This window comes from Haemophilus parainfluenzae, from assembly GCF_003252795.1.
In the GTDB taxonomy this organism is placed as follows: domain Bacteria; phylum Pseudomonadota; class Gammaproteobacteria; order Enterobacterales; family Pasteurellaceae; genus Haemophilus_D; species Haemophilus_D parainfluenzae_K.
Genome location: NZ_QEPQ01000002.1, coordinates 13,465 through 34,157, shown reverse-complemented (window position 1 = coordinate 34,157; position 20,693 = coordinate 13,465). Strand labels below are relative to the sequence as shown.

At 40.5% G+C, this 20,693-nt stretch carries 25 protein-coding genes; 15 read left to right on the top strand and 10 right to left on the bottom strand.

Annotated features, from left to right (window positions below; genetic code table 11):
* Positions 1-6: 6 nt before the first annotated feature.
* The 4 genes from DPV81_RS02620 to glmS all read left to right on the top strand — a co-directional run bounded on the left by DPV81_RS02620 (position 7) and on the right by glmS (position 3,799).
* Positions 7-597, top strand: a complete 591-nt coding sequence (locus DPV81_RS02620; protein ID WP_111386647.1) for a YjaG family protein — start codon at positions 7-9, stop codon at positions 595-597.
* 137 nt (positions 598-734) lie between these two features.
* The gene (locus DPV81_RS02615) at positions 735-1,007 is read left to right on the top strand and encodes an HU family DNA-binding protein (RefSeq protein ID WP_005696943.1); all 273 of its coding nucleotides are present in this window, start codon (positions 735-737) and stop codon (positions 1,005-1,007) included.
* 126 nt (positions 1,008-1,133) lie between these two features.
* Positions 1,134-1,916, top strand: coding sequence for a DeoR/GlpR family DNA-binding transcription regulator (locus DPV81_RS02610; protein ID WP_111386645.1), 783 nt, complete (start codon positions 1,134-1,136; stop codon positions 1,914-1,916).
* 50 nt (positions 1,917-1,966) lie between these two features.
* The gene (gene glmS, locus DPV81_RS02605; protein WP_014064713.1) at positions 1,967-3,799 is read left to right on the top strand and encodes a glutamine--fructose-6-phosphate transaminase (isomerizing); all 1,833 of its coding nucleotides are present in this window, start codon (positions 1,967-1,969) and stop codon (positions 3,797-3,799) included.
* Positions 3,800-3,863: 64 nt separating this feature from the next.
* Here glmS and lpxH read toward each other — a convergent pair whose 3' ends face one another.
* Positions 3,864-4,568, bottom strand: coding sequence for a UDP-2,3-diacylglucosamine diphosphatase (gene lpxH, locus DPV81_RS02600; protein WP_111386643.1), 705 nt, complete (start codon positions 4,566-4,568; stop codon positions 3,864-3,866).
* 87 nt (positions 4,569-4,655) lie between these two features.
* Here lpxH and DPV81_RS02595 point away from each other — a divergent pair, with 87 nt between their 5' ends.
* The 8 genes from DPV81_RS02595 to DPV81_RS02560 all read left to right on the top strand — a co-directional run bounded on the left by DPV81_RS02595 (position 4,656) and on the right by DPV81_RS02560 (position 11,521).
* Positions 4,656-5,378 (top strand): 1-acylglycerol-3-phosphate O-acyltransferase, encoded by a 723-nt coding sequence (locus DPV81_RS02595; protein ID WP_049373535.1) that lies wholly within the window; start codon positions 4,656-4,658, stop codon positions 5,376-5,378.
* A gap of 1 nt (position 5,379) precedes the next feature.
* On the top strand, positions 5,380-6,789 hold the full coding sequence (locus DPV81_RS02590; RefSeq protein ID WP_111386642.1) for a multicopper oxidase domain-containing protein: 1,410 nt from the start codon (positions 5,380-5,382) through the stop codon (positions 6,787-6,789).
* Positions 6,790-6,815: 26 nt separating this feature from the next.
* Positions 6,816-7,301 carry a PM0630 family protein gene (locus DPV81_RS02585; protein WP_111386640.1) on the top strand — a complete coding sequence of 162 codons (486 nt, stop codon included), beginning with the start codon at positions 6,816-6,818 and terminating at the stop codon, positions 7,299-7,301.
* Between the two features lie 147 nt (positions 7,302-7,448).
* Positions 7,449-7,808 carry an MmcQ/YjbR family DNA-binding protein gene (locus DPV81_RS02580; protein ID WP_111386638.1) on the top strand — a complete coding sequence of 120 codons (360 nt, stop codon included), beginning with the start codon at positions 7,449-7,451 and terminating at the stop codon, positions 7,806-7,808.
* A 134-nt stretch (positions 7,809-7,942) separates the two neighbouring features.
* Positions 7,943-8,920, top strand: coding sequence for an ABC transporter substrate-binding protein (locus DPV81_RS02575; protein ID WP_111386637.1), 978 nt, complete (start codon positions 7,943-7,945; stop codon positions 8,918-8,920).
* A gap of 21 nt (positions 8,921-8,941) precedes the next feature.
* Positions 8,942-9,739, top strand: coding sequence for an ABC transporter permease (locus DPV81_RS02570; RefSeq protein WP_111386635.1), 798 nt, complete (start codon positions 8,942-8,944; stop codon positions 9,737-9,739).
* A complete protein-coding gene (locus DPV81_RS02565) occupies positions 9,739-10,431 on the top strand; it encodes an ATP-binding cassette domain-containing protein (protein ID WP_207930103.1) in 693 nt (230 codons plus the stop codon). The genes DPV81_RS02570 and DPV81_RS02565 overlap by 1 nt, the downstream gene beginning before the upstream one ends.
* Positions 10,424-11,521 carry an NnrS family protein gene (locus tag DPV81_RS02560; RefSeq protein WP_111386634.1) on the top strand — a complete coding sequence of 366 codons (1,098 nt, stop codon included), beginning with the start codon at positions 10,424-10,426 and terminating at the stop codon, positions 11,519-11,521. Before DPV81_RS02565 ends, DPV81_RS02560 begins: the two co-directional genes overlap by 8 nt.
* Positions 11,522-11,572: 51 nt before the next feature.
* Here the strand turns inward: DPV81_RS02560 and DPV81_RS02555 are convergent, their stop codons facing one another.
* Positions 11,573-11,956, bottom strand: a complete 384-nt coding sequence (locus DPV81_RS02555; protein WP_049356170.1) for a MerR family transcriptional regulator — start codon at positions 11,954-11,956, stop codon at positions 11,573-11,575.
* An 85-nt stretch (positions 11,957-12,041) separates the two neighbouring features.
* On the opposite strand from DPV81_RS02555, the gene DPV81_RS02550 reads away from it, so the two are divergent.
* Complete coding sequence (locus DPV81_RS02550) at positions 12,042-12,659, top strand: cation diffusion facilitator family transporter (RefSeq protein ID WP_111386632.1); 618 nt, start codon at positions 12,042-12,044, stop codon at positions 12,657-12,659.
* A gap of 54 nt (positions 12,660-12,713) precedes the next feature.
* Here the strand turns inward: DPV81_RS02550 and folB are convergent, their stop codons facing one another.
* Positions 12,714-13,070, bottom strand: coding sequence for a dihydroneopterin aldolase (gene folB, locus DPV81_RS02545; RefSeq protein WP_111386630.1), 357 nt, complete (start codon positions 13,068-13,070; stop codon positions 12,714-12,716).
* 97 nt (positions 13,071-13,167) lie between these two features.
* Here folB and plsY point away from each other — a divergent pair, with 97 nt between their 5' ends.
* Positions 13,168-13,767 carry a glycerol-3-phosphate 1-O-acyltransferase PlsY gene (gene plsY / locus DPV81_RS02540; protein ID WP_014064698.1) on the top strand — a complete coding sequence of 200 codons (600 nt, stop codon included), beginning with the start codon at positions 13,168-13,170 and terminating at the stop codon, positions 13,765-13,767.
* Positions 13,768-13,816: 49 nt separating this feature from the next.
* Here plsY and rpoH read toward each other — a convergent pair whose 3' ends face one another.
* The 7 genes from rpoH to DPV81_RS02505 all read right to left on the bottom strand — a co-directional run bounded on the left by rpoH (position 13,817) and on the right by DPV81_RS02505 (position 19,813).
* Entirely contained in the window at positions 13,817-14,659 is an 843-nt protein-coding gene (rpoH, locus tag DPV81_RS02535; protein WP_111386629.1) for an RNA polymerase sigma factor RpoH, read from the bottom strand.
* 145 nt (positions 14,660-14,804) lie between these two features.
* The gene (locus tag DPV81_RS02530; RefSeq protein WP_111386627.1) at positions 14,805-15,116 is read right to left on the bottom strand and encodes a DUF2322 family protein; all 312 of its coding nucleotides are present in this window, start codon (positions 15,114-15,116) and stop codon (positions 14,805-14,807) included.
* A 19-nt stretch (positions 15,117-15,135) separates the two neighbouring features.
* The gene (gene murB, locus DPV81_RS02525; RefSeq protein WP_111386626.1) at positions 15,136-16,161 is read right to left on the bottom strand and encodes a UDP-N-acetylmuramate dehydrogenase; all 1,026 of its coding nucleotides are present in this window, start codon (positions 16,159-16,161) and stop codon (positions 15,136-15,138) included.
* Between the two features lie 9 nt (positions 16,162-16,170).
* Positions 16,171-17,874 carry a nitrate/nitrite two-component system sensor histidine kinase NarQ gene (narQ, locus tag DPV81_RS02520; RefSeq protein WP_111386624.1) on the bottom strand — a complete coding sequence of 568 codons (1,704 nt, stop codon included), beginning with the start codon at positions 17,872-17,874 and terminating at the stop codon, positions 16,171-16,173.
* Between the two features lie 133 nt (positions 17,875-18,007).
* Entirely contained in the window at positions 18,008-19,222 is a 1,215-nt protein-coding gene (locus DPV81_RS02515) for an MFS transporter (protein WP_111386623.1), read from the bottom strand.
* A gap of 142 nt (positions 19,223-19,364) precedes the next feature.
* Positions 19,365-19,517, bottom strand: a complete 153-nt coding sequence (locus DPV81_RS02510; protein ID WP_005696968.1) for a DUF1232 domain-containing protein — start codon at positions 19,515-19,517, stop codon at positions 19,365-19,367.
* A 35-nt stretch (positions 19,518-19,552) separates the two neighbouring features.
* Positions 19,553-19,813, bottom strand: coding sequence for a YfhL family 4Fe-4S dicluster ferredoxin (locus DPV81_RS02505; protein WP_014064693.1), 261 nt, complete (start codon positions 19,811-19,813; stop codon positions 19,553-19,555).
* A gap of 75 nt (positions 19,814-19,888) precedes the next feature.
* Here DPV81_RS02505 and DPV81_RS02500 point away from each other — a divergent pair, with 75 nt between their 5' ends.
* Positions 19,889-20,602 carry a ribonuclease T2 family protein gene (locus DPV81_RS02500; RefSeq protein WP_111386621.1) on the top strand — a complete coding sequence of 238 codons (714 nt, stop codon included), beginning with the start codon at positions 19,889-19,891 and terminating at the stop codon, positions 20,600-20,602.
* The last annotated feature ends 91 nt before the right edge of the window (positions 20,603-20,693 follow it).

Here is a 20,693-nt window from a genome sequence, read left to right as displayed (position 1 = left end):
AAAAAAATGCGAAATCCAATTCACAAGCGCCTCGAAAATGTTGAAAGCTGGCAACATCTGACCTTTATGGCTTGCTTATGCGAACGCATGGCACCGAACTTTGCCCTGTTTTGTCAAATGACCGAACAGGAGCAAGCTGAAAAGATCTATCACAACATTTTAAATTTAGTGTGGGAATTTCTAACGGTCAAAGGAGCAAAAATCAATTTCGAAAACCAATTAGAGAAGCTCGAAGAGATTATTCCTGATGTGAATGATTATGACTTCTTTGGTGTGGTACCTGCTCTTGATGCTTGTGAAGCGCTAGGTGAATTATTGCATGCTATTATTGCAGGCGAAACATTAGAAAAAGCGATTCAAATCAGCCAAATTTCGTTAGGTACAATTTGTTCTTTGTTAGAGACACAAGAAAATCGTGATCTTTCTGAAACTGAACTGAAAAGCCGTGAAGAAATTGAAGAAGAATTAGACCTTCAATGGCAAATCTATCGCTTACTTAAAGACTGCGAAAAACGCGATGTAGACTTGATTTTATCCCTTCGCAACGAGATAAAGCAGGAGGGAATCTCCAATATTGGTATAAAAATTGAGCAATAACGTGAGATTTGTCACAATTTTTGCAAATCGGGCTTTTATTTCCCCCTAAGTTCGATTAGACTTGCCCAAGCCGTAGCAGTTAAAAGCTACGCTTATTTGAATAGAGTCAATTTTAATTTAACAGAAGGTACAAATTTATGAACAAAACAGATTTAATCGATGCAATTGCAAGTGCAGCTGAATTAAACAAAAAACAAGCTAAAGCTGCATTAGAAGCTACTTTAGCAGCTATCACTGGTAGCCTTAAAAAAGGTGAACCTGTTCAATTAATCGGTTTCGGTACATTCAAAGTAAACAAACGTGCTGCACGTACTGGCCGTAACCCACAAACTGGTGCAGAAATCAAAATCGCAGCATCTAAAGTTCCAGCATTCGTATCTGGTAAAGCATTAAAAGACGCAATCAAATAATTAGTCTTAAAACGAATTTTAATTGAACCCTGCTTTGTCAGGGTTTTTTGTTGCCTAAATTTTAACTTTACAATCATTATTTTGTCGATATAATTCCGAACCGAAACTTATTACGGGATATAAATAATGAAACGAAATATTCAACACCGAAATACCCAACAACGCAGACATGCCATCATGCAACTTCTGCAAGAACAAGGTGAAGTCAGTGTAGAACAACTCGTACAGTTATTTGACACATCTGAAGTGACGATTCGAAAAGATCTCACTGCATTGGAAAGTAATGGTTTCCTTCTTCGTAAATATGGTGGAGCCATTTTAATGCCACAAGAAATCATCGAAGAAGAACAAGATGATGAACTTTCGCAACGAAAGTTAGTCTTAGCAAAGGCAGCTGCAGAACGTATTCGTGATCACAATCGCATTATTGTAGATAGTGGCAGCACAACCGCCGCCTTGATTAAACAGCTTAATCGCAAGCAAGGCTTGGTTGTGATGACGAATTCGCTTTCGGTGGCCACCGCATTACGTTCACTCGAAAATGAACCGACGCTCTTAATGACGGGAGGCACTTGGGACACGCGTTCCGAATCCTTCCAAGGCAATATTGCCGAACAAGTGCTACGTTCTTATGATTTTGACCAATTATTTATTGGTGCTGATGGCATTGATTTAGAACGTGGTACAACAACATTTAATGAGTTGGTTCGCTTAAGCCAAGTGATGGCTGAAGTATCTCGTGAAGTGATTGTGATGGTGGAATCACAAAAAATTGGTAGAAAAATGCCAAATGTGGAATTAACCTGGCAGCAAATTGATGTACTGATTACCGATAACAAATTATCTCAGGCTGACAAAGAAGCCATAGCGGTGCAAGGCGTGGAAGTAATTTGTGTGGATGTGACATAAAGTGCGGTCAGAAAAACAAGACTTTTAATTTTATTAAATAAGGAAAAACTATGTGTGGTATTGTTGGTGCGGTAGCACAACGTGATGTAGCAGAAATTTTAATTAATGGTTTACACCGCTTAGAGTATCGTGGTTATGACTCTGCGGGTGTTGCTGTTGTGGATCCAAACCATGAATTACACCGCGTACGCTGCTTGGGTAAAGTAAAAGCCCTTGATGAAGCCGTTGCAGTAAAACCATTAATCGGTGGTACAGGGATCGCTCACACCCGTTGGGCAACTCATGGTGAACCGTCCGAAGCTAATGCTCATCCGCATACTTCAGGTAACTTTGCTGTCGTCCATAACGGTATCATCGAAAATCACGAAGAATTACGTGAATTACTTAAATCACGTGGCTACGTGTTTAATTCTCAAACCGATACCGAAGTAATTGCACACCTTGTTAATTGGGAAATGCGTACAGCCTCAAATCTTCTTGAAGCAGTACAAAAAACCGTAAAACAACTTACTGGTGCATATGGTATGGTTGTACTAGATCGTGAGCATCCAGAACATTTAGTGGCAGCTCGTTCAGGCAGCCCATTAGTGATTGGTTTAGGAATTGGTGAAAACTTCCTGGCATCTGACCAACTTGCGCTCTTAAGCGTAACTCGTCGTTTCATCTATTTAGAGGAAGGCGATATCGCAGAAATCACACGTCGTACCGTAGATATTTACGATGCGAATGGTCAAAAAGTAGAACGTGAAGTGCACGAGTCTAACCTTGAAAATGATGCAGCAGAAAAAGGCAAATTCCGCCATTTCATGCAAAAAGAAATCTATGAGCAACCAAATGCATTAATCAACACCATGGAAGGACGTATCCTTCATAACAACGTGATTGTGGATGCTATTGGTAATGGCGCAGCAGAAATCTTAGAAAAAGTTGAACATATTCAAATTGTGGCTTGTGGTACCTCTTATAATGCAGGGATGACTGCTCGTTACTGGTTTGAAGCACTTGCTGGCGTAAGCTGTGATGTTGAAATCGCATCTGAATTCCGCTATCGCAAATTCGTGACTCGTCCGAATAGCTTGTTAGTGACTATCTCTCAATCAGGTGAAACAGCGGATACTCTTGCAGCACTTCGTCTTGCAAAAGAAAAAGGTTACATGGCAGCCTTAACGATCTGTAACGTATCAAGTTCATCTTTAGTACGCGAATCAGATCTTGCATTCATGACACGTGCTGGCGTTGAAGTCGGTGTGGCATCAACCAAAGCGTTTACCACTCAGTTGGCCGCATTATTAATGTTAGTAACTGCAATTGGTAAAGTAAAAGGCAATATCTCAAATGAACAAGAAGTGGAAATTGTAAAAGCGTTACAATCACTTCCGGCTGAAGTTGAAAAAGCCCTTGCGTTTGATAAAGACATCGAAGCATTAGCAGAAGACTTCGCAGAGAAAAATCATGCGCTTTTCTTAGGTCGTGGTGAGTTCTACCCTATCGCAATGGAAGCTTCATTGAAATTAAAAGAAATTTCTTATATCCATGCTGAAGCTTATGCGGCAGGTGAATTAAAACACGGTCCACTCGCCTTAATCGATGCAGATATGCCGGTTATCGTGGTCGCACCAAACAATGAATTACTTGAAAAAGTGAAATCAAACATTGAAGAAGTGCGTGCGCGTGGTGGTCAGCTTTATGTGTTCGCTGATAAAGAAGCAGGCTTCACACCTAGCGAAGGCATGAAAATTATCACTATGCCAAAAGTGAATGAAATTATTGCGCCAATTTTCTACACTGTTCCTATGCAATTATTGTCATACCATGTGGCATTAATTAAAGGAACCGACGTGGATCAACCTCGTAACTTAGCGAAATCGGTAACCGTAGAATAAAGTGCGGTTGAAAATCAGCACGTTTTAATTCAAAAAAGCACAGGTTTAATCCCGTGCTTTTTGTTTAAATAAACCGATAACCGTTTTCTGTTACTTCCAGAATTGAGGCATAATCCTTTCGCCAATCGCCTAACACAATTCGAGTGTACCCTTTTTCCTGATGGATGGCTTCTCGATGCGTATGACCGTGAATTAATCGATTTACGCCAAATTCTTTTACGGTTTGTGCCGTAAACGCTAAATTCACATCCATGATATCCAGTGACTTATATTGCTTATCTTGTTTACTCTTCGCGCGAATTTTCTCTGCAATTTTTAACCGCACTCTTAATGGCAAGCATAAAAACAATCTTTGTCGCCATTTTTGATGCACTTTTCGGCGAAATTGTTGATATTTCACATCATCAATACATAAGGTATCACCATGACAAATTAAGGTTTTCACACCATAAAGATCAACACAATGATAGTCAGGCAATAACGTTAAACCACAATCTTGTGCAAATTTTTTCCCTAGCAGAAAATCTCGATTACCATGAATGAAATAACAAGCGATGCCCTTTTCTGTCAGGTTTTTAATCAACTGTTTTACTTGTGAGATTAAAGGTGAAGTTTCATCGTCACCAATCCAAAAATCAAAAAGATCCCCCAAAATATAAACCACTTGTGCTTCTTGTGCTTGGTTTTGCATAAAATCGTTAAAAAGTGCGGTTAATTCCGGATGGGTTTCGCTTAAATGAAGATCTGCAATAAAATAAATGGGTTTCATAACTATTCCGTCATTTTTTTCATTAGATTAGCACACATTTTTGTGTAATTTGCTATACTTTCCAAAAATTTTAATTAGGTATTTTCTATGTTAAAAATCGCCAGAATTCTCATCGTTGCACTTTGTTGTATTTTAATTTGTGTGCTCGGTACGATCTATTCCTTTATTCGTTTCAAAAACCCAAGCAATGTGGGCGTTATGGCTCGCTGGTTTGGTCGTTTATACCCTTTATTTGGCTTAAAAGTAGAACACCGTTTTCCACAAAATAAAGAGAATATGCCGCGTTGTATTTACATCGGTAACCACCAAAATAATTTCGATATGGTAACCATCTCTTACATGGTACTCCCTCGCACGGTGAGTGTGGGTAAAAAAAGCCTAATTTGGATTCCTTTCTTCGGTATTTTATATTGGGTAACCGGCAATATTTTCTTGGATCGTGAAAATCGTTCTAAAGCACACAGCACCATGACTGAACTTGCTCGCCGTATCAATAAAGACAACCTGTCAATTTGGATGTTCCCTGAAGGCACACGCAGCCGTGGTCGTGGTTTATTGCCATTCAAAACCGGTGCATTCCATGCTGCAATTGCGGCTGGCGTACCAATCGTGCCAGTAGTATGTTCGACGACTCACAACAAAATTGATTTAAATCGTTGGGATAATGGTAAGGTGATTTGTGAAATGATGGATCCAATTGATGTGTCATCATACACAAAAGACAATGTTCGCGAACTTGCTACTTACTGTCACGATTTGATGGAAAAACGCATCGCTGAACTCGATGCTGAAATTGCACAAGGAAAATAATATGTTGCGTCTTTCTCGTCGCCAATTATTAAAAACTACCGCAATTTCAACTGCACTTGCTGCCACTCCTCAATCAGTATTAGCGGCATCCCGCGAAAAATTAACTATTCCGCCGTTGATGGAAGCAAAACGTGGTCGCCCCATTATTCTTAATATGGAAGAAACCGGCTACAAGTTAGATGGCTCCCATAGTGTCAGTGTGTGGGGCTTTAACGGCAATTACCTTGGACCCACTATTCGCATCAAATCGGGTTCCTTTGCAAAACTCAATTATCACAATAATTTGCCACAAAGCATTGCCCTCTCCATTCAAGGATTACAAGCCAGTGGCGAATTATTTGGTGGTGCCGCAAAAGTCTTAAAGAAAGGAGAATCTTGGGCTCCGATTATCCCGATAGAGCAACCTGCCGCGACTTGTTGGTATCGCTCTGCCACCCTGGCGAACTCGGCTTATCAAACCTATCGCGGCATCGTGGGAATGTGGTTGATTGAAGATGAGCAAAGCCTAAAATCACAACTTCCTCATAAATATGGCGTAGACGATATTCCATTAATCTTACAAGACATGGAATTTAACGGTGACGGATTACAATTATTTAAGCAAAATCAACCGCACTTTGTCGGTAATCGTCTTCTTGTGAATGGACAAGAAGCGCCTTATCTTGACGTCCCTCGCGGTTGGATACGTTTACGCTTACTCAATGCCTCATTGGCAAGAGCCTATGATCTACGTTTAGATAACGAACAAGAGATGTTACTCGTTGCGAGAGATCTAGGCTTTTTACCACAAGGTAAAGCGATCAATTCTCTTATTCTTGCACCAGGTGAGCGTGCTGAAGTGCTCGTTAATTTAAGTGAAGGAGAAGGCGTATCACTCATCTCTGGCGCCAAACGTGGCTTCTTCGACAAAATCAAAAATGTGTTCAGTTCAGGTAATGATTTTGCCGATAACACCGTTTTAGAACTTCGCCCACAAGGTGAGATCTCCGCATTCAGTAAAAAGATGAATGAATCATTCAATACTGATGCTTCCGAGATGCTCGAAAGTAAAATAGCCCAAGAACGTACCTTTGAATTGGATGTCACAAATGGCTTAATCAATAAACAACGCTTTGACCCGCGTCGTATTGATGTTTCGGCTAAAGTCGGCACCGTCGAACGTTGGATCATCAACAGCTCACTGCCTGTGGGTTTCACCATTCAAGGCGCTAAATTTGTGATTGAAAGCCAAGATGACGTCAACGTCGATTTGTCGGAACTAGCCTGGAAAGACACGGTTTGGGTGAAAAAGAAAGTACAAATTTTAGTAAAATTTGAACAACCTTCGTCAAATACTCATCCATTCTTATTTGGCTCATCCAATTTAATGCTGGCAGATATGGGATGCCTTGGTATAATGATCGTTCAATAAAATAATGATATAAAAAGGAATCTAACATGAAAAAAATCTCAACATTCGCTTTAATTGCGACCCTATTTTCAACAGCCACATTTGCTGCATCACCAGAATCAAAAGACACAGCTAAAGATACGGCAAATGAGCCCACTATTTACCTCTCTGTGTTTGATAGAACTCAAGAGCCATCACCTGATTTAAATAAAAAAGAAACCTCTCGTTCCAATAAAACCGAGAAAGTATGTTGGCTCGCAACCGGTGATTTTGGTAAAAAAGCAACAGTAAGTGAAACCTTTAAAGCTCAAGCCCAAAGTGAATTCGCCAGTTCGATTGAAAATGCGAAAGTAGTGTCTTCACCAAATAAAAAACTCCATACCATCACTTATACCAGACCAACATTAGAAAATGGTAAATACATGATGAACTGCTGGACATTCGACCGCAGAGATCCAATTGGCAAATATGTACTGACTATCAAAATTGGTAAACACGAATTTGAAAAACAAGTTTTCTACGTGACTGAGTAAGAGAAATACTCAAAAAACGACCGCACTTATATATGCGATGTTTTAAAACTAAAGCAAAAGACCGTCTAGAATTCAATTTTCAGACGGTCTTTCTTTTCTCTGCTTTACGGCTGATAATAAACCCATTCATCATTCAAGGAGTAACCCATGCGCCAAGCACAACAAATCATTGATTATGCAGCCAATCAATATACGACGCAGCCAGAATATCTTTGGGAAAAATATCCCGAATATGCCATCTTGCGCCATGGTAATGCCAAAGGGAAATGGTATGCACTTATTGGCAAAATCAGAAAAATGAAGCTTGGTTTACAAGAAGAAGGAGAGACTGATTTTATCAATCTCAAATGTCCACCCGATATGGTGAGTATTTTGAGACAATCACCTAATTTCTTACCTGCCTACCATATGAACAGAACCCATTGGCTAACGATCGTGTTAGATCATGGCGTAGAAATCGAGGAAATCTTCAAGTTATTGGATTGGAGCTACGACTTAACAAAGTAGAAGAATTTAAAAACACCAAAAAATCTGACCGCACTTTTGTCTTTCTTTACTTTAGTCACGGCGAGTAAGATAATGAATAAAAACCATTATCAAAATACAGACATTGGGTCTGTTTTATTATTAAGGAGATAACCATGACAATGAATAGACGTGATTTTTTAAGAATGAGCGCAGCACTTACGGCAGCAGGCATGTCGCCTTCTCTCTTTGCAGCAACAAAAGAGCAATTTACCATTTATGGCGCACCCGCGATGCCAAGTGTGACCATTGCAGTGGCGGCAGCACAAGGTAAATTAGCCAAACAAGCGGATGTAGCATTAGAAATTTGGCGTTCGCCTGATCAGTTGCGTGCAGGCGTGGCAAGTGGGCAATTTAAAGTCATGATGAGCCCGAGTAATGTGGGCGTGAATTTACGTAATCAGGGGCAACAAGTTGGCATGGTAAATATTCTCACCAAAGGGATTACGCAGTTGATGTGTAAAGGTGGTGCCATTACTTCACCGCAAGAATTGGTGGGTAAAAAAATCCTTGTGCCATTTAAAAACGATATGCCTGACATCGTATTGCAAGCTCTACTGAAAAAACTGAATATTGATATCAATAAAGTAGAGATCACCTATGCGGCAACCCCAACCGAAGCAATTGGCTTGTTCTTATTGAAAGATTTCCATGCTGCCATTCTGCCAGAACCAATGGCGAGCGCCGTTGTGCAGAAAGCTAAAATTGTTGGTACGGAGATTGTACGCGGCTTTGATTTAGTGAAAGAATGGGGTCAAGCGTTTAACACCAAACCGCTTATTCCAATGGCGGGCATTATTGCTAACGAAGAATACTTCCACGCACACAAGGCAGAGTTTGATCTACTTCACCAAGATTTAAGTGATGCGTTAAACTGGATTATGGCTAACCGAAAAAGTGCGGCTGAAATTGGCGCTAATTATCTTCCTGCTCCAGAAGCCGCTATTGAAATGGGCTTAGACGGTGCGCGCTTAACGGTAACCAAAGCCAGTGAACTGAAAAATGAAATCATGCAATTCTATGAAACCTTAATGGAGTTCAATCCAAAACTCTTAGGTGGTAAATTACCAGATGATAAATTCTTCTTGGCTTAATTTGAAACTGAATCACATAACATGATTAAAACTGACAAAATCCGTAAACCACAACCAGTCCTGTTTTACATCATCGACTATCTCTGGAGCGGCTTTACCGGCTTGAGTGTGGCGATGATGTTGGTTGCCTTGTGGGCTTGGGGCAGTGCGATATTTGGTGAATTTATGCTGCCTGCTCCCGCGGATGTTTTTCAAAAAGCCCTTGATTTGCTCGATCATTTCCAACAAAACGAAATCGGTATTTCATTATGGCGTTCTGTAGTGGGTATTGCCATTGCATTAGTCGCAGGCTTAGCCGCAGGGTTGATTGCGGGCAGCTTTAAAACGGCTATGGCATTGCTTAAACCCGTCATTACGATTTTGTTAGCCATGCCGCCAATCATTTGGGTCGTGATGGCATTATTTTGGTTTGGCTTTGGCAACCCAAGTGTGCTATTTACCATTATCGTATTAGTCGCCCCGCTGACCTTTGCCAGTGCCGCTATGGGCATGGCAAGTGTAAACAAACAACATGAAGAATTGTTTGATGCGTACAAACTCGGATTGTGGAAGAAAATCCGCTATTTGTACGTTCCCCATCTCACTGGCTATGTGATTTCCAGCATTGGCGTCGCAGTTGCGATGGGCGTAAAAGTGGTAATTATGGCAGAGCTTTTAGGTGCCAATGAGGGTGTGGGAGCACAGATTGCCGATGCCAGAGCCATGTTAGATACGTCAACGGTCATGGCTTATGTGTTGTTGGTGATTGTGTTTGTTTCCCTCTTTGAATATTTGATTACCAAGCCATTGGAAATCCTGTTTATGCCGTGGAGAAGATAATGCTGAGTTTAAAAAATGTGCGTTTTGAAATTCTCCGCGATCCTATCGTGCGCGATTTCAGCATGGATTTACAACCGGGCGAAGTGAAAACTTTATTCGGTCCTAGTGGCTGTGGCAAAACGACTGTGCTGCGTTTAATTTCAGGTTTGGAAACGCCAAAATTGGGCGAAATCAAGAATACATTTCGTAAAACAGGCTTTCTGTTTCAAGAAAATCGTCTATTAGAAAATCTCACTGCTATGCAGAATATCGCCATTTTTATGGATAATCCTAATGAAAATGAAATCATTGCGCTGGCAGAAAAGATTGGGCTTTCTTCGGGTGATTTGAATAAATACCCAACCGAATTATCGGGCGGAATGGCAAAACGCGTGGCATTTTTACGTCTATTGCTATGTGGCTGTGATTTAGCATTATTGGATGAACCTTTTGTCGGTTTGGATCGCGATTTACGGGATATTTTAGCCACTATGTTAGTGGAAAAAATTGAGCAGCAAGGCATGGCTTGCATTTTAGTGACGCACGATCGTTTTGAAGCCGCTCGATTAAGCCGAGAGATTATGCAGCTTTCTCCAAAAGGTATGGATGTGCAAAATGTGATTACCTTGCCAACGCCATTATCCGAACGTAATTCAGCCTTTGAAGAAACCGTAGTCGCACGCGAATTTCAAGGAATCCATTACTATGAATAATTTCTTTACCCATCCGATGCGACCCTTCTTTGTTGGTGCAGCCATTCTTGCGATTGTTGGTGCCTTGAGCTTTTTCATCAGCCCCGATGATCTCATCCTACACCGCAAAATTTTCTTAGAATTTATGCTGCCAGCCGCATACGGCGGCTTTCTGACGGCTTCTATGCTCGAATGGACAAATTACAAAGGCAATTTAAAACCTATTGCGACAATATTAGCCGTGCTCTTGCTTGCAGGATTGATGTTATTGCCATTTTCCCCGCAAACCGCCTCGTTTTTAGTGGCGGCTTATTGGCTCGCGTTGTTACTCTTTTGTGCTTGGCTATTTTGGTTGGATCGCAATACCGACAATTTTACTTTACTGATGTTACTTGCTGCATTTACGGTTTGTCAGACGGCTTACGCCATGACTGATAGTCTGAAATTATTGCGGGCACAGGTGCATTTGAATATGGCGGCTGTGATGTTTGTATCAATTCGAGTCAGCATTCTATTAGGCGCAGAGGCACTGAAAGAAAGTATATTGAAAGATCCCGTATTTATCCCGAATGTCGTGTATAAAAATATCGCAATTACATTTTTATTACTTCATACCGCAGCAGAGCTTTGGTTGCCTGCGCAAACAGCCGCTTTTACAGCCTTTGCCGTTGGCTTTATTTTGCTTGCCAAGTTACGCGAATTACATCATCACGAACTGCTACGCAAACATTACGTGCGCACTTATTATTTTCTTCAACTGTTCGCCGCAATTGGCTATTTGTGGATTGGCATAAATAAATTAATTGATGAACCTACTGCCGATCCGTTACACATGGTGACACTCGGCGGGATTCTCGGCAGTATGATGATGATTTGGCTCACTGCGGGATTATGGCATAGTGGCTTTACGAAACTGGATTATCCAAAACTCTGCCGCCTTGCCGTGCTTTGTCTTTTCACGGCGGCACTTTCCCGAGCTTGTTTAATGTATGTGGACGAACTGTTTTTTATCACGATTCCGGCTATTTTAATTGCCATTGTGTTTATACTGTATTTGGCCACCTTTGTGCCGATATTCCGAAACAACGCGTTTACGGATGATCCGGAATAATGACCAATCCGCACATCAATGTGCGGATTTTTGATATTTTTTAGACCGCACTTAATAGGCTTTTAATTGTGCCATGGCTTTACAATCTGCGGCCTGATGATCATCTTCGGTAATTAAACTCTGTAGGAAATGTTTAATTTCAGTCAGTTCGGCAATTTTTTCTTCAACTGAAACCAAATGCTTCGCCAACATGCTATCCACTTCACAATGTTGAGATTGCTGCGTTTTCATCTCATTAAAAAATTTAATTTCGGCTAAGCTAAAATCTAACGCTCGGCAGGTTTTAATAAATTTTAATTGCTTTAAACTGGCTTCATCATAATCTCGATAACCATTTGCCAGCCGTTTAGGCTCCGGCATTAAGCCCATTTTTTCATAATAACGAATGGTTTCTAAATGAATACCACTTTGTTTGCTGAGTTCGTGAATCTTCATTTTTTTAAAATCAAGCCTTGACCTTGTAGTTACTACGGACTTTATACTTTATCCCAAGTTAATCCAACACACAATAAGGAACAATATGTCTCACCATCATTCTCATGAACACCACGAGCACGCTCATGAGCATCACGACCATATTCCACAAAATAAAAAAATTTTGGCATTCAGTTTTATCGTCATTACAGGCTTTATGATCATTGAATTTCTTGGGGGGTATTGGTTTAACAGCTTGGCATTAATGGCTGATGCAGGGCATATGGCAAATGATAGCCTGTCATTATTTTTAGCGTTGTTGGCACTTTTTTTATCCGCTCAAAAACAACGCTATATCGCCATACTCAATAGTGGCTCATTGATTGTTGTGGCATTGATGATTTTGTTTGAAGCAATTCAACGCTGGCAAAACCCCATCGAGATGATGGCATTACCAATGCTTGGCGTGGCATCTCTAGGATTATTGGTGAATCTTTTCGTTGCAAAGATAATGTTGAACAGCGATCATGATAATCTCAATATTAAAGCAGCGTATCTACATGTACTCACCGATTTATTTGGTTCCATTATTGCTATACTTTCGGGTCTCAGTACCTATTTTCTGGGATGGTTATGGGTTGACCCATTGGCAAGTATGATATTGAGTATTCTTGTGCTAAAAAGCGGAATTGGAGCATTTCGCTTGGCATTAAAAAACACTTAAAAAATTAACCGCACTTTGGTTTGATATTTCCAAAGTGCGGTTAATTTTCAGCGATTATTTCAACTCGCCACGTTCTACAATAATTCCGACATTATTTGCTTGGGCAACCGCTTTTGGTTTACTTAATTTGAGACGTAACCATGAAATTCCAAAACGTTGTTGTAATCGGTCTGCTACTTCATAAGCCACTCGCTCAATCAATAAAAATGGCTTAGCTTGGACATAATCTAAAATAAATTGGCTCACTTCTGCATAATTAAGGCAGTATTGCACATCATCCGTTTCTGCGGCTTTTTGACAATCCCATGCCATTTCCAAATCAAAAACGAGCTTTTGTTTAATTTGTTGCTCCCAGTCATACACGCCAATTTGTGCGAAGACGACTAATTCTTCAATAAAAATACGATCCATCTCTCATTCCTGTAAAAATATAGTGGGCTTATGCTATCAAGTTTGGTTAAAATAACGAACAAGTTTTTCAAATACAATCAAGATTATGGAGCACGAAATGAGCCTATTTGCCCTTTTTTATATGATTTTTGCTTATTTACTGGGTTCGATTTCCAGTGCAATTTTGATTTGTAAGGTAGCTGGATTGCCTGACCCACGAAAAAACGGATCTCATAATCCTGGTGCGACCAATGTATTGCGTATTGGCGGACGTTGGGCGGCGCTCGCGGTATTAATTTGCGATATTTTGAAAGGGATGTTACCGGTTTGGGCGGGGTATTATTTAGGGCTCACGCAATTTGAATTAGGCATGGTTGCATTAGGGGCTTGCTTGGGGCACATCTTCCCTATTTTCTTTCAGTTTAAAGGCGGGAAAGGTGTCGCGACTGCATTCGGTGCCATTGCGCCCATCTCTTGGGGCGTCGCTGGCTCAACGCTAGGTACGTGGTTGTTAGTCTTCTTAATTAGCCGTTATTCTTCATTAAGTGCGGTCATTACAGCACTTCTCGTGCCATTTTATGTGTGGTGGCTTAAACCGGAATTTACCTTCCCCGTTGCCTTAGTTTGCTGTTTGCTGATTTATCGTCACCACGACAATATTCAGCGATTATGGCGAGGCCAAGAAGATAAAATGTGGGGAAAATCAAAAAAGAAATAAATAAAAAAACCTGTCGATAATCGACAGGTTTTCTTTTTATCAAAACGGCTTAGAAATCAACCGCACTTTTAAGTTTTTTCAGTGCATTTGCTTCAAGCTGACGAATACGTTCTGCAGACACATTATATTTTGCTGCAAGATCATGAAGGGTGACTTTATCATCATCTAACCAACGCGCTTTGATAATATCTTGGCTACGTTCGTCAAGATTTGCTAAGGCTGTACCTAACTTTTCTGTTGCTTGTTCTTCAAAGTTTTCGCTTTCAAGTTCTGCCGCAAAGTTTGAGCTTTTATCTTCTAAATATAAAGAAGGTGCATAAGCTTCGTCATCATCGTCTGTTGGCAAATCAAAGCCTACATCAGCCCCTGTCATACGGGATTCCATTTCGATGACATCTTCTTTTGACACACCAAGCTCATTCGCCACCATATCCACTTCGTTTTCATTGAACCAACCTAAACGTTGTTTAGTTTTACGTAGGTTAAAGAACAATTTACGTTGTGCTTTCGTGGTAGCGACTTTCACAATACGCCAGTTGCGAAGGACATATTCATGGATTTCAGCTTTGATCCAATGCACCGCAAAAGACACAAGGCGAACACCCACTTCCGGATTAAAACGTTTTACCGCTTTCATTAATCCGATATTACCTTCTTGAATTAAATCTGCTTGCGGTAATCCATAACCTGAATAACCACGCGCAACATGAATAACAAAACGTAAGTGTGATAAAACTAACTTTTTCGCTGCTTCAATATCACCTTCATAATACAAACGTTCTGCTAAGCTTTTTTCTTCCTCTGCGGTCAGCATCGGATATTCGTTTGCTGCTCGAATATAACCTTCGATGCTACCTTGAGGTACTAACATCATTTGAGTTTCTTTATTCATTCTTCTCCTCACAGCATTCGGAGCTACGCCCCGACTTATTACTTATTTGTTATTGTATAACAACTGTTGTCATTATACCTCAATTTGTTTTATTTGACAGTTTTTAACGATTAAAAGTTCAAATTAATCACTGAAAATTTTCAAATTATTTTAATGGCACAAGCGAATAAACCACATTCTCTGCCACCACTTTAAACAATAAATCAATATTCGGGTGTTTTCCAGGATTTTGTTTCGCATCTTCAACGTGTTCAGCAAACCATTCAATGCCTTGTTGTGCAGAAGTGTGGTCTAATTTCCCGTTAAATTTTTCTGCTAAGGCATTATAAAGACGGAGCGAGCCAAGCTTACCTGGCGCAGCCGGAATATGATGAATCACAGTTTCACCGTTTAACACGTCTAAACCTGTTAGATGAACAATGGTGGGTAAAGTCTCTAAAATGTCTTTAAAATTCATAATTGCTTTCCTCTATAAATTAACTAATGGCTTGCTCTGAATTCACTTCGCCATTTGCGCCCATAAAACGCACTTCAGGCTGTAAATACACACCAAATTTATCTGCCACAGTTTGACGGATATGATGTGCAAGCTTCACAACATCCTGACCTGTGGCATTACCTTTATTAATCAGTACTAACGCTTGTTGTTGATGAACAGCCGCACCACCGATTTGAAAACCTTTTAAATGGCATTGGTCAATTAACCATCCTGCTGCAAGTTTCACAGAGCCATCCGGTTGTGGAAAGTGCGGTAGATTTTCGACCTGTTTTTGGATTTTCGCAAATTGCTCTACACTCACCACAGGATTTTTGAAGAAACTGCCTGCATTGCCAAATTCTTTTGGATCTGGCAATTTGCTGCGGCGAATATGGCACACTTCATCAAACACTTGTTTTGCCGTTACCGTTTGAGGATCAAAATTCACCAATGAGCCATATTTTAAAATCGGTTGCCAATTTTTGGCTAATTTCAATCCAACCGCCGTAATCACATAGCCTTGTGCATAGCGATGTTTAAAAATACTTTCGCGATAACCAAATTCACATTCGCTCGCCCGTAAGCGGAATTGTTCGCCTGAGTTGAGATTCAACACATCCACGTAATCGCATACATCTTTAAACTCTACGCCATACGCACCGATATTTTGAATTGGTGCGGAGCCGGCGCAGCCTGGAATGAGTGCAAGGTTTTCTAAACCATTAATTCCTTGTGAAAGAGACCATTCCACCAACTGATGCCAATTTTCGCCACCATTGACATGTAAATAATGGTAATCGCTATCTTCTGTATGTTGAATACCCGATAAACGGTTAACAATCACTATTCCTTGGAAATCTTCTAAAAACAGCATATTGCTGCCCTGACCTAAAAATAAGACAGGTAACTTTTCAGCTTGCGCTTTTTGCCAAGCTTGTTGGATGTGTTCAATCGATGTGGCTTCAATGATTTCACGTGCATTTGCCGGAATATTGAAGGTGTGAAACGGTTGTAAACTTTGCATTAACTTTCCTTAAAAAAACGTGTGAGGGAGCGTGATTTTCACCATCGTACCACCTTGCTCCCCTTTTGAAATTGTAAGCTGAGCATTTAATTGGCGACTGCGTTCAGTCATGATATTTAAACCATAATGCCCTTCTGGCTCGTCTAACGTCGGAATCCCTACGCCATTATCTTGCACAAGGATTTCATATTCTCCCTCGGCATTAATATGGGCTTTCACTTCAATTAGCGTGCCTTTTGAGTGTTTAATCGCATTCAGCGTTGCTTCACGTACAATTTGCAGAACATGCACTAATTCTTGTGGATTTAAACTTTGTGATGGCAAACTGCAGTCCACAGTCATTTGCATCTTCGTTTGCGAACGTAAACTTTCGATAACTTGCTCCAAGGCAACCTGTAGATTGGCTTCTTGTACCGTTAAACGGAAAGTCGCCAATAATTCTCGCAATTGAGAATAACCATCTGATAAAGCTTGTTCAAATTCGCCAATGATCGCAATGCTTTTCTCTTTTGATTCTTCATCTTCTTTCTTCAAATTATGCTTTAACAACGTTAATTGAATTTGTAAGAAAGATAGTACTTGTGCCAACGAGTCATGTAATTCCCTGGCAATAATTGACCGCTCTTCCATTAATAAGAGTTGCTCTTGCTGGCGTTGCGTTTTGTGTGAATACAACGCTTTTGCCACCATTTGTCCTAGGTTTTTCATCATTCGCGGATCGGGACAAGGTAAACCGGCTTGCCATGAGAGCACTGCTAAGTTTTCATTTTCAATGGAAAGTTCTTCGACTTGAAGTGATTGTTTAGGATCTTTTTGACCAAAAGAAATTTCCCAATGTTCTGATCCGAAAATTTCTAACTCAATGTAGCGTAAATGTTCGCTGACACGAATATGATTGAGCACTTGGCTTAAGATTTTATCATTAATCTTTGTTGGCGTAAGTAACTGAGAGCTTTGATAAAGTGTTGTTAAAGAGCGGTTGGTTTGACGCAACTTTTGCGTTTGCTCATTTACCGCATCTTCTAAACGCGAATAAAGTCGCCCTAACTCTGATGACATTTGAGTAAACACTTTCGCTAAAATACCCAGTTCATTATTGCTTTCTGTATCAAGCTGGATATGGTTAAACTGCCCCATTTGTACTTGCATGCTGGCTTTGGTCATAAGCTCTAATGGTTTCACTACTTCGCGCTTCATATACCAAATCACATAAGACACCATCGCAAGAATCAATAGCATAGAAACACACAATACCGAAACCGCAATAATCCATTTTAGTTCAGCAAAGCGTTGTAATTCCAACACGAAATCATCGACATCTTGTACATAACTTTTTAGTTCGGCGTGATATTTTTCAATTTGATGGCTACGCGCGAAATCGGACATCACCGCCCAGCGTTTTAGGATTTCTTGATAAGACTCTCTCACCCCTGAAGGTGCAAAAAGCTGATTTTGTACCGTCAGCAAAGCATCAGCATTGAGACTACGTTGATAACGTACTAAATTCTGTTCGACCGTATCCAGCGAACGTTCCATTTCCGTTAATAGCCGATAACTTTGCATACGCAAAGAACCGGAAATATTAATGGCTTCCGCATCCGATTTATTACTGGCCATCACGATCAAACTCAATGAACTAATAATGCCCATGAAAATAATGACCACAAATAAATATTTAGCAATACGAGTAGAAACTGAACGTTTAGCGTACACGATAATTCTTCAAAATTGGAAAAAGTGACCATAGTTTAGCACAAAGTGCGGTTGAAATTGGCTGATTTTTCACAAATAAAAAACATCGGTTTTAACCCCGATGTTTTCAAAAAGTTGAATTTTTTGACCGCACTTAGCTCAATTCTTTGCCTTTTAATTCTGGCACTAAGAAGACCGTCGCCACCATGTCGATGACATAAATCACCGCCAAGAAAGCAATTGCAATACTGAATGAGTACGCAGAGACAATCGCTCCGACAACAACTGGTCCAAAACCACCAACAGCACGACCTAAGTTAAACAACACATTTTGTGCCGTTGCTCGTGCTTCTGTCGGATAGGCTTCAGCCATTAATGCACCATAACCGCCCATCATGCCGTTGACGAACATCCCCAAGAAGGCACCAGCCACCAACATCGCGGTTGGGTCAGTTAATTGAGAGTAAGTGATGATACTGATCACAGCACCAAGTTGGAATAATAAGAAACTTGGTTTACGTCCGATTCTATCGGCTAAGCGACCAAAAATCCAAATCCCTGCCATCATGCCGCATACGGTCACCGCCGTCCATAAACCTGATTTCGTTAAACTAAAGCCAAGTTGTTTAGATAAGAAATTTGGCATCCAAATCATAATGCCGTAGTAACCGAAGTTTTGTACAGACGTTAAAACCACTATACCAAGGCTTACTTTTGTAGTTGATTTATCTTTTACTAAGAGTTGGAAAGATTCCAGTTTCGATATTTTTTGGGTTGAAAGTTCGGTCTGTTTTTGTGAGAAAATTTCAGGTTCGTGTAAACGGGTACGTAAATACCAGGCCACAAACGCTGGGAAGATACCAACAACGAACATGCCGCGCCAGCCGATATGTGGAAGCAATACAGGGGTAAGTAATGCAGCCGCTAACACACCAACTTGCCAACCTAACGCCACATAAGACGCAGCTTTTGCACGGTGTTTTGCTGGCCACGCTTCAATGGCTAATGCCATACCGATACCAAATTCACCGCCCAAACCGATACCCGCGATGGTGCGATAAATTAATAAATCCCAATAGCCTTGTGCGATTGCACATAAACCGGTAAATACAGCGAAGAGGACGATTGTCCAAGTCAGCACGCGTACACGCCCATAACGATCGCTTAATGCACCAAATACAATACCGCCCACCACGGCACCAATAAGTGTCCAGGTGACTAATGAGCCAGATTGTGCGGGAGTTAAATTAAGATCGGCCGAAATGGCACTAAGCATAAATCCAAGAATAAGAAGATCGAATCCATCCATCGCATAGCCGACAGTAGATCCAATCAAGGCTTTCCAGCCATATTGATTAACGTTTGTCATGATTGAGGTCCCTTTTGCTACTCACGGGTAGCGTTTAAAGTGAAATGATGAGGAAAGAAATTTTCCGACGCGTAGTTTAGAGAAATTGACGGGATTTTGCAAGAATGAGAAAAGCAAAGTGCGGTTGATTTTATTCAAGTTTTTATTTTTTCAATAAAATTCGAATCAATAAGGCAATGGCTGCCGCATCATCCACCAAACCTAATGGGCCAAGCACCGCTTCAGGCAAAATATCAATCGGACTGAACAGATAAATCAGAATGATGGCGATTTTAATTAACTTCGTTTTATTCATAGTCATTGGACGAAAAGAAAAAGATCAGGTAAATTCTACAACTTATCCGAATGGTGAATCATCACAAAACGTTCCCAAAGCTGCTCTTCGCTTTCTTGATGCTCAGGATCTGGCTTGATGCAGTTTGTAATCGGGCAAACTTTTTGGCAAGTTGGCGTGTCATAATGACCAACACATTCCGTACAAAGTACAGGATCGATCACATAGATCTCCTCGCCGATTGAAATTGCTTCATTCGGACATTCGGGGAGACACATATCGCAGTTTGTGCATTTGTTTGTGATCAGTAACGCCATACTATTCCTTTATATGAGAAAGCGGCGAATTATAGCCGACAAAAGCAAAATTGACAAAATTTAAACAGGATTTTTATGAAAAAACAGGTTTCCACTCTTTCCCTTATTGCCCTTGCCGCATTTAGTATTTGGCAATATTTCACTGAACACAAAAAAGACACAAAACCCGTCCCAACAACCACACAACAACAAAGTCAAAGTGCGGTCAAAAACACCAAAGATTTTGGGAATTATGATGTCATCATGCGTGATGATGCCATTGGACAAAATAAAAATGCCCCTGTTGATTACTATATGTTGGCCTTATCTTGGTCGCCTGCATTCTGTGAAAAACAACGTGCGCAATATGGCAATAATTTACCTGATTCAGCGCAATATCAATGTAGTACAAAAAATCAATTTGGCTGGGTAGTGCACGGCTTATGGCCTCAAAATGCGAATGCACGTTCTGTTACGGATCATCCACGTTTTTGTAAGGGTGATTTAGCGCCGCTTCCAATTGAAACGCTCGAGCCTTACCTTTCAATCTCACCAGGCGCAAAATTATTGCAAGGTGAATGGGAAAAACACGGTAGCTGCGCTTTTGATTCAGCAGAAGCTTATTTCAAACAAGAAAAAGCATTATTTGAATCGCTTTCCTTGCCAAACGAACAATTAAGCCGTAAAGAATTATTTCAATGGATGAAGCAACATAATCCGCAATTAAAAGGCGCTTATTTAGGGGCGAGCCATAATGAACTATTCATTTGTTACAATCGCCAGTGGGAAGTAATCGATTGCCCTAAATAAGCATAATTCGCTTTTTTATTTGATCTACATCGTTACAACCTAGTAAGATCTAGGTATAATATCCCCGTTTAATTTTAACTAACCCAAGAGG

Excerpts from the sequence above, each read along its gene's own strand:
- DPV81_RS02620 (WP_111386647.1), top strand. The coding sequence starts at position 7 with ATGCGAAATCCAATTCACAAGCGCCTCGAAAATGTTGAAAGCTGGCAA.
- DPV81_RS02615 (WP_005696943.1), top strand. The coding sequence starts at position 735 with ATGAACAAAACAGATTTAATCGATGCAATTGCAAGTGCAGCTGAATTA.
- DPV81_RS02610 (WP_111386645.1), top strand. The coding sequence starts at position 1,134 with ATGAAACGAAATATTCAACACCGAAATACCCAACAACGCAGACATGCC.
- glmS (WP_014064713.1), top strand. The coding sequence starts at position 1,967 with ATGTGTGGTATTGTTGGTGCGGTAGCACAACGTGATGTAGCAGAAATT.
- lpxH (WP_111386643.1), bottom strand. The coding sequence starts at position 4,568 with ATGAAACCCATTTATTTTATTGCAGATCTTCATTTAAGCGAAACCCAT.
- DPV81_RS02595 (WP_049373535.1), top strand. The coding sequence starts at position 4,656 with ATGTTAAAAATCGCCAGAATTCTCATCGTTGCACTTTGTTGTATTTTA.
- DPV81_RS02590 (WP_111386642.1), top strand. The coding sequence starts at position 5,380 with ATGTTGCGTCTTTCTCGTCGCCAATTATTAAAAACTACCGCAATTTCA.
- DPV81_RS02585 (WP_111386640.1), top strand. The coding sequence starts at position 6,816 with ATGAAAAAAATCTCAACATTCGCTTTAATTGCGACCCTATTTTCAACA.
- DPV81_RS02580 (WP_111386638.1), top strand. The coding sequence starts at position 7,449 with ATGCGCCAAGCACAACAAATCATTGATTATGCAGCCAATCAATATACG.
- DPV81_RS02575 (WP_111386637.1), top strand. The coding sequence starts at position 7,943 with ATGACAATGAATAGACGTGATTTTTTAAGAATGAGCGCAGCACTTACG.
- DPV81_RS02570 (WP_111386635.1), top strand. The coding sequence starts at position 8,942 with ATGATTAAAACTGACAAAATCCGTAAACCACAACCAGTCCTGTTTTAC.
- DPV81_RS02565 (WP_207930103.1), top strand. The coding sequence starts at position 9,739 with ATGCTGAGTTTAAAAAATGTGCGTTTTGAAATTCTCCGCGATCCTATC.
- DPV81_RS02560 (WP_111386634.1), top strand. The coding sequence starts at position 10,424 with ATGAATAATTTCTTTACCCATCCGATGCGACCCTTCTTTGTTGGTGCA.
- DPV81_RS02555 (WP_049356170.1), bottom strand. The coding sequence starts at position 11,956 with ATGAAGATTCACGAACTCAGCAAACAAAGTGGTATTCATTTAGAAACC.
- DPV81_RS02550 (WP_111386632.1), top strand. The coding sequence starts at position 12,042 with ATGTCTCACCATCATTCTCATGAACACCACGAGCACGCTCATGAGCAT.
- folB (WP_111386630.1), bottom strand. The coding sequence starts at position 13,070 with ATGGATCGTATTTTTATTGAAGAATTAGTCGTCTTCGCACAAATTGGC.
- plsY (WP_014064698.1), top strand. The coding sequence starts at position 13,168 with ATGAGCCTATTTGCCCTTTTTTATATGATTTTTGCTTATTTACTGGGT.
- rpoH (WP_111386629.1), bottom strand. The coding sequence starts at position 14,659 with ATGAATAAAGAAACTCAAATGATGTTAGTACCTCAAGGTAGCATCGAA.
- DPV81_RS02530 (WP_111386627.1), bottom strand. The coding sequence starts at position 15,116 with ATGAATTTTAAAGACATTTTAGAGACTTTACCCACCATTGTTCATCTA.
- murB (WP_111386626.1), bottom strand. The coding sequence starts at position 16,161 with ATGCAAAGTTTACAACCGTTTCACACCTTCAATATTCCGGCAAATGCA.
- DPV81_RS02515 (WP_111386623.1), bottom strand. The coding sequence starts at position 19,222 with ATGACAAACGTTAATCAATATGGCTGGAAAGCCTTGATTGGATCTACT.
- DPV81_RS02510 (WP_005696968.1), bottom strand. The coding sequence starts at position 19,517 with ATGAATAAAACGAAGTTAATTAAAATCGCCATCATTCTGATTTATCTG.
- DPV81_RS02505 (WP_014064693.1), bottom strand. The coding sequence starts at position 19,813 with ATGGCGTTACTGATCACAAACAAATGCACAAACTGCGATATGTGTCTC.
- DPV81_RS02500 (WP_111386621.1), top strand. The coding sequence starts at position 19,889 with ATGAAAAAACAGGTTTCCACTCTTTCCCTTATTGCCCTTGCCGCATTT.